Annotated in this window: 3 protein-coding genes; all 3 read left to right on the plus strand. The window is 35.8% G+C overall.

Annotated elements, in window-relative coordinates; translation table 11 throughout:
- On the plus strand, window positions 1-357 hold a 357-nt coding region (locus tag KEM10_RS23595; RefSeq protein ID WP_212220793.1), incomplete at its 5' end, for a DUF3945 domain-containing protein.
- A 182-nt stretch (window positions 358-539) separates the two neighbouring features.
- Window positions 540-923: a plasmid mobilization protein gene (locus KEM10_RS23600; protein WP_212220796.1), complete on the plus strand. Its 384-nt coding sequence runs from the start codon at window positions 540-542 to the stop codon at window positions 921-923.
- 6 nt (window positions 924-929) lie between these two features.
- A partial coding sequence (locus tag KEM10_RS23605; protein ID WP_212220799.1) for a relaxase/mobilization nuclease domain-containing protein occupies window positions 930-1,929 on the plus strand: 1,000 nt, incomplete at its 3' end.

A 1,929-nucleotide genomic window follows, 5' to 3' on the forward strand; every position in this document is an offset into this window, starting at 1 on the left:
AATATGGGTAAGGTGATTGAGTTGCAGGATCTGTCAGGTAAGAAGGATAAATACTTTATAGGGGTTGATTCTAAAACCAATGAAATCATACCTCTGAAACAGAAGAATATTAATCTTTCGGATAAAATAAAAGGTGTGAGCCTTAGTGACGAACAAAAGCAGACTCTGATGAACGGTGGCAAAGTTAACCTGCAAGGCATGACTGGAAAAAACGATAAGAAATTCTCAGCCACTCTTCAGGTGGATCCTGCCGGTCGAACCATTGCATTTTCTGATTTTAAACAGGCAAAAAAGCAACAGGTAAAAGAAGAAAATACCGAAACGGTAAAAAAGGGTAAAGGGATCAAAGTAGGTTGAACCGGGTTCAGCTTTCAGCGGAAGAAAAGGAAGAGTTGCACGTTGACTTTTCCTTTTTTTATCTCAAAAAATAAATGGAATTGTACCTGCTTAAAAATAGATGCAAGATGTGTTTTTGTAATACAAAAACGAATTTCTTGCTCTGCGAGGCTGTGAAAAATATGAGAGAATAAATCAAAGAAATGAGACCTAAAACAAGTGAAGAGGATGCTTTGATAACAATGCTGGTCGTGAGAATTACCAAACAGGAAAAATCAAGATTAGAGCAGCAATTTAAGAAAGAGCGATATTGTTCTTTAAGTGAATTTGTACGTGAGAGAATTTTTCGAAAACGTCTGTCCAAACATATAGATGTAAGCGATGAGTTTTATACACTCTTCAGAACCCTGGATTACGATTTGGTTAAACTGGGTACCAACCTGAATCAGGTAGCACATAAACTCAATGCTTATAACACCTATATGCTGAAAAGAGAGGATATGGAAGTGATACGTTCCTGTCTGGATGTTTTAAAGGAATGTCATGCTGTGCTATCAAAACATTTGATATTGATGGATCTTAAGTAATTAAATATGGTCATTGTGATGCATCAGTCGGTGAATACGGAAGCTGCTTTGTTGTATAATGAAATGAAAGTGGAGAAAGGGAAAGCGTCTTTCTTTCATCACAGGAATACCAATTCCAATGATCCGTTTTCAAATCCGAAAGAGTTCCGGTTGGATACACTTAGGAAGATTGAAGCTTCAAATAAAAGAACAAAAAACAAGTGTTTTCATCTATCCTTTAATCCCGGACCGGAGGATATGAAAAGGATGAGCGTGAATGACCTGAAAAAGGAGATGGATCGTTTTATGAAACAAATGGGATATGGAGAGCAGCCTTATTTTGTATATCATCACAAGGATATAGACAGGGAGCATTTTCATCTGGTGTCCACAAGAATTGATGCACATAGCTTTAAAAAGATTAAAGATAACAATGAGAAGAGACGAGTAAATGCTTTTATCAATAACCTTGAGGAATCCTATAAGCTGAATCATGTCACCGGTATTAAAAAGAATGAACTGCGCTTGCCGGATGATTCAACTGCGCATTTATACCATCGTATCCAGAAGACTTTTATGCTTTTAAATGAATCGAATATTAGCGGTAAGCAACAGTATATTGATGCCTTGAAAGGTTTTAATATTGAGCTAAGAAATAGTGAAAGAGGACAAAGTGTTTTTGTGATTGATCAAAACGAGGAAACACAGAGGCATCCGGTTCCTCTATCTGATTTAAAAGTCCAACCCGATTTTACCCTTAAAAGTGAATTAACAGAATTAGAAGATGGTATCATTCAAATACATAAATCTAAAATAGAAAGTCTGTTAAAAGCTTTGAATAAAGAGTATCGCTTTTATACTACGTCAGAATTGAAATCATCATTATTCAGGAGTGATTATCTGCTGTTTCAGAATTCTGAAAACAATAACCGGATGGTTTTTTCAATGAAAGATAAGGCTGTAATTGATTCGCAATATCTGCTTAAAAAATATCGATCCAGATTGAAGGATTTTGTATTGACGTCTG

The organism is Carboxylicivirga linearis, assembly GCF_018271995.1.
In the GTDB taxonomy this organism is placed as follows: Bacteria; Bacteroidota; Bacteroidia; order Bacteroidales; family Marinilabiliaceae; genus Carboxylicivirga; species Carboxylicivirga linearis.

Excerpts from the sequence above, each read along its gene's own strand:
- KEM10_RS23600 (WP_212220796.1), top strand. The coding sequence starts at position 540 with ATGAGACCTAAAACAAGTGAAGAGGATGCTTTGATAACAATGCTGGTC.